Annotated in this window: 6 protein-coding genes; all 6 read left to right on the forward strand. The window is 72.4% G+C overall.

Annotated features, from left to right (window positions below; translation table 11 throughout):
- Window positions 1-5: 5 nt before the first annotated feature.
- The 6 genes from ACH4MY_RS35225 (at window position 6) to ACH4MY_RS35250 (ending at window position 7,183) form a co-directional block, all read left to right on the forward strand.
- Window positions 6-1,436 carry a DUF3152 domain-containing protein gene (locus tag ACH4MY_RS35225; RefSeq protein ID WP_398008494.1) on the forward strand — a complete coding sequence of 477 codons (1,431 nt, stop codon included), beginning with the start codon at window positions 6-8 and terminating at the stop codon, window positions 1,434-1,436.
- A gap of 101 nt (window positions 1,437-1,537) precedes the next feature.
- A complete protein-coding gene (locus ACH4MY_RS35230) occupies window positions 1,538-1,633 on the forward strand; it encodes an Ms4533A family Cys-rich leader peptide (protein WP_398008496.1) in 96 nt (31 codons plus the stop codon).
- 198 nt (window positions 1,634-1,831) lie between these two features.
- Window positions 1,832-3,562, forward strand: coding sequence for an ABC transporter substrate-binding protein (locus ACH4MY_RS35235; protein ID WP_398008498.1), 1,731 nt, complete (start codon window positions 1,832-1,834; stop codon window positions 3,560-3,562).
- Window positions 3,559-4,560, forward strand: coding sequence for an ABC transporter permease (locus ACH4MY_RS35240; RefSeq protein WP_398008500.1), 1,002 nt, complete (start codon window positions 3,559-3,561; stop codon window positions 4,558-4,560). The genes ACH4MY_RS35235 and ACH4MY_RS35240 overlap by 4 nt, the downstream gene beginning before the upstream one ends.
- Entirely contained in the window at window positions 4,557-5,546 is a 990-nt protein-coding gene (locus ACH4MY_RS35245; RefSeq protein WP_398008502.1) for an ABC transporter permease, read from the forward strand. Before ACH4MY_RS35240 ends, ACH4MY_RS35245 begins: the two co-directional genes overlap by 4 nt.
- A complete protein-coding gene (locus ACH4MY_RS35250; RefSeq protein ID WP_398008504.1) occupies window positions 5,543-7,183 on the forward strand; it encodes a dipeptide ABC transporter ATP-binding protein in 1,641 nt (546 codons plus the stop codon). The genes ACH4MY_RS35245 and ACH4MY_RS35250 overlap by 4 nt, the downstream gene beginning before the upstream one ends.
- The last annotated feature ends 191 nt before the right edge of the window (window positions 7,184-7,374 follow it).

Raw genomic sequence — 7,374 nt, forward strand, 5'->3', positions numbered from 1 at the left:
GGGGCGTGGGACGGCACAGTCGTAAGGGCTCCGCGTCCTCGGTGGCGGACACCGGGCCGCAGGCGGCAGCGAAACAGACACCGGGGGCGCCGGGGGCCCCGGGGGCACAGACACAGCAGGGGCCGCCGGCCGGGCGTGCGCCCGGCACGGGGCGCCGCCGCAGGGGCGACGGCCAGGACCCGGCCGGCACCCCGGCGCACGGGATCCCCGTCCACGGCGCACCCGGCTACGGGACTGCCGCCCAGGGCACCCCGGCCCACGGCACTCCGCTGTACGGGACTCCCGCGCACGGCACCCCCGGCTACGGGACTCCCGCGCACGGCACCCCCTCGTACCGTCCCTCCGGGTTCGGCGGCGGGGCCTACGACACCCCGGCGCACGGCACTCCCGGGACCCCGGCGCACGGTGTCCCCGTCTACGGGACTCCCGTACGGGGCGGCCATCCGCAGCACGACGAGGGCCTCGCGCCCCGGCCCGAGCGGTACGGCACCCGGCCCGGGCCCCGGCACGGTTCTCCCCGGACCGACGAGACCGAACAGGCCTCTCCCCAGGGGCCGTTCATCCCCGGACAGCGTCGCGAGAGCGAGCCCGAGGGCGACACTCCGGGCGGCCGGAGCGGTCTCGGCCGGACCCTGACCGGTGTCGCGGCCGCCGCCGTCGCCACCGTCCTCGCCTTCGTCGTCGCCGGACAGGTCACCGAGGGCGGCGAGTCCCCGGCCGCCGCCCACGCCGCGGAACAGCCCGCAGACCGGGCCGCGGACGACACCTCCGCCTCCCGCTCCGACGAGCGGGAGGCCCCGTCGAGCCCGGCGCCCGCCACCACTCCGCCGCCGCCGACGTACGAGCAGCTGATCGCCCGCCAGTACCCGATCGATCCGAAGCTCAGGGGCTCCGGGAAGTTCAAGGCGGTCCCCGGCTTCCAGAAGGCGCCCGGCAAGGGGCGTCTGATCCGGTACCGGATCGACGTCGAGGAGGGGCTCGGTCTCGACCACGACCTGTTCGCCGCGACCGTCTTCAAGACCCTGAACGACCGGCGCAGTTGGGCGGGCAAGGGTGAGATGACCTTCGAGCGGGTCTCCAGCGGGGAACCCGAGTTCGTCATCACGCTCGCGAGTCCCGGCACCACCGGAGTGTGGTGTGCGAAGTCGGGACTCGACACGACCGAAGAGAACGTCTCCTGCGACTCGGCCCAGACGGACCGCGTGATGATCAACGCATTCCGCTGGGCGCAGGGGTCGGAGACCTTCGGACCCAAGGCGATGTTCGCCTATCGCCAGATGCTCATCAATCACGAGGTCGGACACCGGCTGGGGCACGGCCATGTGATCTGTGGCACTCCCGGCGCGCTCGCGCCCGTGATGCAGCAGCAGACGAAGTCCCTGAACATCGACGGAATCAAGTGCCGCCCCAACCCCTGGGTGTACCCGGGCAGTTGACGGCGCCTCCGTTCGCCGAGTGATCACATCCTGAGATCCGTGTCTCAGGAAAACGTCGAACCGCGTTGACATCGTTCGCGCGTTCGTTCATATTTCTCGGCATGTCGAACCGTCATGTCACCTCCGATCGCGCCGCCTTCGAGCTGGCGCTCATCGGCGTGGCCGGACATTCCGTCGCCGACATTCTCTGTAGCTGACGCCTGCCCGAGCGCACGTCGGCCTTTTCTTTTCCGTACCGCCGACGCATTTCCGCGCCCGGGTGTTTCGCACCCCCGCAGGCGCGGCTTTCTCCTCTGCTTCTCCGTGCACGGCCATTCCCTACGGATGCCGCCACTCGCCGCTGCCTGCGTGGAATTCCCTTCCCGCCACCGCAGTCCTCCGAGAGGTCTTTTCCGATGCGTCGATCGTCCGTCATTTCGCGCCGCGTGGCAGCGGCCGCCGTCAGTCTCGTCCTGGCCTCGGGCGCCGCCGCCTGCGCGGGACCCGAGGACACCGGCGCCAAGGGCGGAACCTCCGGCAAGGCCGCGGGCGCCCCGCGGAAGGGCGGCACGCTCACCGTCCTCAACGCCGACGCCCAGACCGACTTCGACCCCGCCCGCCTCTACACCTCCGGCGGCGGCAACGTCCCCTCCCTCGTCTTCCGTACGCTCACCACCCGCAACCGCGAGGCGGGCGCCGCCGGCACCGAGGTCGTCCCCGATCTCGCCACCGACACCGGCCGCCCCAACAAGGACGCCACGGAGTGGACGTACACGCTGAAGGAGGGCCTGAAGTTCGAGGACGGCACGCCCATCACCAGCGCCGACGTCAAGTACGGCATCGAGCGCTCCTTCGCCGCCGAACTCTCCGGCGGAGCCCCGTACCTGCGTGACTGGCTGATCGGCGGCGACACGTACCAGGGCCCGTACAAGGACAAGAAGGGTCTCGCGTCCATCGTCACGCCCGACGCGAGGACCATCGTCTTCAAGCTGAGGAAGCCCGAGGGCGAGTTCCCCTTCGTCGCCACCCAGACCCAGTTCACCCCCGTCCCCAAGGCCAAGGACGACGGCGCGAAGTACGAGGAGCACCCCGTCTCCTCCGGCCCGTACAAGGTCGTCAAGAACGAGAACGACGGCGAACGCCTCGTCCTGGAACGCAACGAGCACTGGGACCCCGGGACCGACGAGGAGCGCAAGGCCTACCCCGACAGGATCGACGTCAGGTCCGGCCTCGACGAGGCCGTCATCAACCAGCGCCTCGCCACCTCCTCCGGCGTCGACGCCGCCGCCGTCACCACCGACACCAACCTCGGCCCGGCCGAACTCGCCCAGGTCGGCTCCGACAAGGCCCTCGCCGCCCGCGTCGGCACCGGCCACTTCGGCTTCACCAACTACATCGCCTTCAACCCCAAGGTGAAGCCCTTCGACAACCCGAAGGTGCGCCAGGCGATCTCGTACGCGATCAACCGCACCAGCGTCGTCAACGCCGCCGGCGGCTCCGCCCTCGCCGAGCCCGCCACCACCTTCCTGCCCGAGCAGAAGTCCTTCGGCTTCGCGCCGTACGACCACTTCCCGGCCGGCCGGACGGGCAACCCGGAGAAGGCCAGGCAGCTCCTGAAGGAGGCCGGCTTCCCCGACGGCCTCAAGGTCACCCTGCTGCACTCCACCGCCCAGAACCGCGCCACCAGCCCCGAGATCGCCACCGCCGTCCAGGAGGCGCTCGGCAAGGCCGGCATCACCGTCGAGCTCGACGGCCAGGAGCCCAACGCCTTCAACGAGAAGCGCTGGAGCGTCAAGGACGCGCCCGGCTTCTTCCTCTCCCGCTGGGGTGCCGACTGGCCGGCCGGCGGCCCGTTCCTCGCGCCGATCTTCGACGGCCGCCAGATCGTCGCCAACGGCTCCAACTACAACCACGCGCAGCTGAACGACCCCGCGGTCAACAAGGAGATCGACGAGATCAACAAGCTGACCGACCTCAAGGCCGCCGCGGCCCGCTGGGGCGCCCTCGACAAGAAGATCGGCGAGCAGGCGCTCGACGTGCCGCTCTTCCACCCCGTCTACAAGCGGCTCGTCGGCAAGAACGTCAAGAACGTCGTGATCAGCGACTGGACCGGCGTCCTCGACATCTCGCAGGTCTCGGTCAAGTGACCGCCCTGACCGACACGACGGCGCCCGTGGCGGGCATCCCCGCCACGGGCGCCGCCCGGCAGGTGTGGCGACGGCTCCGCACCCGCCCCGCCGCCCTCGTCTCCGCCGCCGTCCTCCTCCTGCTCGTCCTCCTCGCCCTCGCCGCACCGCTGCTCGCCGCCCTGGAGGGCCAGGACGCGACCACCTACCACGACGACCTCGTCGACTCGGCCCGCGGCGGCGTCCCGTACGGCTCCTTCGGCGGGGCGAGCGCCGACCACTGGCTCGGCGTCGAACCCGGCACCGGCCGCGACCTGTTCGTCCGGCTCCTCTACGGCGCCCGGATCTCGCTCCTCGTCGCCGTCGGCGCGACCGCCGTCCAGGTCCTCATCGGTGTCCTCGTCGGACTCGCCGCCGGACTCGGCAACCGCTGGGTCGACGGCGTCCTCGGCCGGGTCACCGACGTCCTCGTCGCCCTCCCCATGCTGGTCCTCGCCGTCGCGCTGACCGCCGTCGTCCCGCACGGCTTCCCCCGGCCCCTGCTGCTGATCCTCGTCATCGGCTTCCTCGGCTGGGCCGGGACCTCCCGGATCGTGCGCGCCCAGACCCTCACCCTGAAGAGTCTCGACTTCGTCGCCGCCTCCCGGCTCGCGGGCTCCGGGCCGTGGCGGACCGCCCGCCGCGAACTCCTGCCCTCCCTGGCCGCCCCCGTCATCACCTACGCGGCGATCCTCGTCCCCACCAACATCGTCGTCGAGGCCTCGCTCTCCTTCCTCGGGGTGGGCGTCACCCCGCCGACCCCGTCCTGGGGGCAGATGCTGTCGACCGCGCAGACCTGGTTCCGGGCCGACCCCTCGTACGTCCTGCTGCCCGCGGGACTGCTCTTCGTCACCGTCCTCGCCTTCACCGTCCTCGGCGACGCGGTCCGCACGGCCCTCGACCCGCGCGAGGCGAGCCGGCTGGGCGTGGGCACCCGTAAGGAGTCCCGTCGGGACTCCCGTAAGGAGGCCTCCCGATGACCCGCTTCGTCCTCAAGCGGCTCGCGGGTGCCGTGCTCGTCCTGCTGGCGCTCTCGGTCCTCGTGTACGCGCTGTTCTACCTGGCGCCGGGCGACCCCGCGCGGCTCGCCTGCGGCGAGCGCTGCAACCCTCAGCAGATCGCCCAGGTCCGTGAACAACTCGGCCTGAACGACGGCATGTTCACCCAGTACCTGCACTTCCTCCAGGGCGTCTTCGCCGGCCGCGACTACTCGACCGGCACCTCCGTCGTGCACTGCGACGCGCCCTGCCTCGGCCTCTCGTACCAGAGTGACCAGCAGGTCACCCGGCTCGTCCTGGAACGGCTCCCCGCCACGGCCTCGCTCACCCTCGGCGCCATGGCCGTCTGGCTCGTCGTCGGCGTCGGCACCGGACTGCTCTCGGCGCTGCGCCGGGGCGGCCCCACCGAGCGGATCCTGACCCTGATCACCCTCGCCGGAACCGGCACCCCCGTCTTCATCCTCGGGCTGCTGCTCCTCATGGCCGTCTGCGCCTACCTCCAGTGGCTGCCCTTCCCCAGCTACGTACCGCTCGGCGAGGACCCCGAGCAGTGGGCCTGGAACATGCTGCTTCCCTGGCTCACCCTCGGCTTCTTCGAATCCGCCAAGTACGCCCGCCTCACCCGCGGTTCCACCCTGGAGACGCTCGCCGAGGACCACATCCGGACCTTCCGCGCCTACGGGGTGGGGGAGCGGTCCGTCGTCACCCGCCACGCGCTGCGCGGCGCCGTCCCGCCGGTGATCGCGGTCAGCGCCGTCGACCTCGGCTCGATGTTCGGCGGGGCCGTCCTCACCGAGTCCCTCTTCGGCATCCCCGGCCTCGGCAAGACCCTCATCGACGGGGTGCGCGAGATCGACCTGCCCGTGGTGGTGGGCGTCGTCATGGTGACCGGCACCTTCGTCGTCCTCGCCAACGTCGTCGCCGACCTGCTCTACGCCGTCGCCGACCGAAGGGTGGTCCTGACGTGACCCCGCTCGTCGAAGTCCTTGACCTCACGGTCGAGTTCGCCCGCTCCGGCGACCCGGTGAAGGCCGTCGACGGCCTCTCCCTCACCCTGGAGGAGGGCCGCGCCCTCGCGCTCGTCGGCGAGTCCGGCAGCGGCAAGTCCACCGTCGCCGGCGCTCTCCTCGGCCTCCACCGGGGTACGGGAGCGAAGGTCGGCGGCACCGTACGGGTCGGCGGCATCGACGTCGGCGCCGCCGGACCGGCCGAGCTGCGGCGACTGCGCGGCGGAGTCGCCGCCATGGTCTTCCAGGACCCGCTGTCCGCGCTCGACCCCTACTACGCCGTCGGCGACCAGATCGCCGAGGTGTACCGCGTCCACGCCGGAGGCTCGCGCCGCGCCGCCCGCGCCCGCGCCGTCGAGGTCCTCGGCCGGGTCGGCATCCCCGACGCGGCACGCCGCTCCCGCTCCCGCCCGCACGAGTTCAGCGGCGGCATGCGGCAGCGCGCCCTGCTCGCGATGGCCCTCGCCTGCGAGCCCCGCCTCCTGGTCGCCGACGAACCGACCACCGCCCTCGACGTCACCGTGCAGGCCCAGATCCTCGACCTGCTGCACGAGCTGCGGCGCGAGACCGGCACCGCGCTGCTCCTGGTCACCCACGACGTGGGCGTGGCCGCCGAGAGCGTCGACGAGGTGCTCGTCATGCGCGCCGGCCGGGAGGTCGAACGCGGTCCCGTGGACGGGGTGCTGGGGACGCCGGTCGAGCCGTACACGCGGAGGCTGCTCGCCGCCGTGCCCCGGCTCGACGGGCCGGTCCGCGAGTCCGTGGACGGCCCGGCGCGGGGAGAGGTGCTGCTGGAGGCGCGCGACCTGCGGCGGGAGTTCGGGAGGGGGAAGAAGTCGACGGTCGCCGTCCAGGGAGCCTCGCTCACCGTCCACGCCGGGGAGACCCTCGGCCTGGTCGGGGAGTCCGGCAGCGGCAAGACCACCCTCGGCCGCATGCTGGTGCGGCTCCTCGACCCCACGAGCGGCCTGCTCCGCTACGGGGACACGGACATCGGCTCCCTGTCGGAACGGGAACTGCGCCCGTACCGCCGCGAGCTCCAGATGGTCTTCCAGGACCCGGTCGCCTCCCTCAACCCGCGCCGCTCCGTCGGTGAGTCGATCGCCGACCCGCTGCGGGTGGCGGGGGAGCGCGACGAGACCCGGATCCGGGCGAGGGTGCGGGAGCTGCTCGACCGGGTGGGGCTCGAACCCGACCGGTACGAGGCCTACCCGCACGAGTTCAGCGGCGGCCAGCGCCAGCGCGTCGGCATCGCCCGGGCGCTCGCCGCCGAGCCCCGGCTGATCGTCTGCGACGAACCCGTCTCCGCGCTCGACGTCACCACCCAGGCCCAGGTGACCGCGCTGCTCGCCGAACTCCAGGCCGAACTGGGCCTCGGCCTCGTCTTCATCGCCCACGACCTCGCCGTGGTCCGGCAGGTCAGCGACCGCGTCGCCGTCATGCGGGGCGGCCGGATCGTCGAGCAGGGCACGGTCGCGGAGGTGTACGGCGCGCCCACGGACCCGTACACCCGGCAGCTGCTCGCGGCGGTGCCCTCGCTCGACCCGCTCCGCGCGGCGGAACGCCGGGAACGGCGCCAGGAGCTGGCCGTCGCCTGACGCTCCGTGACCGATCTGACGCTTAGCGCGACAGAACGCGACCGGGGTGGGAAAGTTACGTGCATTCACCCCTTCCGGTGGTGGGGGGGGGGGGGCCCCCCCCCCCCCACCCGGGTAGGAGCTTACGGGGTTCAACCGGCGCATCCAACCCCCACACCGGAACCCGCCCCCCCGCGGTCGTGGGGGGGCGC

This window comes from Streptomyces sp. NPDC017246 (assembly GCF_044331325.1).
Classification (GTDB): domain Bacteria; phylum Actinomycetota; class Actinomycetes; order Streptomycetales; family Streptomycetaceae; genus Streptomyces.

Coding starts and splice junctions, on each gene's coding strand:
- ACH4MY_RS35245 (WP_398008502.1), top strand. CDS start 4,557: ATGACCCGCTTCGTCCTCAAGCGGCTCGCGGGTGCCGTGCTCGTCCTG.
- ACH4MY_RS35230 (WP_398008496.1), top strand. CDS start 1,538: ATGTCGAACCGTCATGTCACCTCCGATCGCGCCGCCTTCGAGCTGGCG.
- ACH4MY_RS35235 (WP_398008498.1), top strand. CDS start 1,832: ATGCGTCGATCGTCCGTCATTTCGCGCCGCGTGGCAGCGGCCGCCGTC.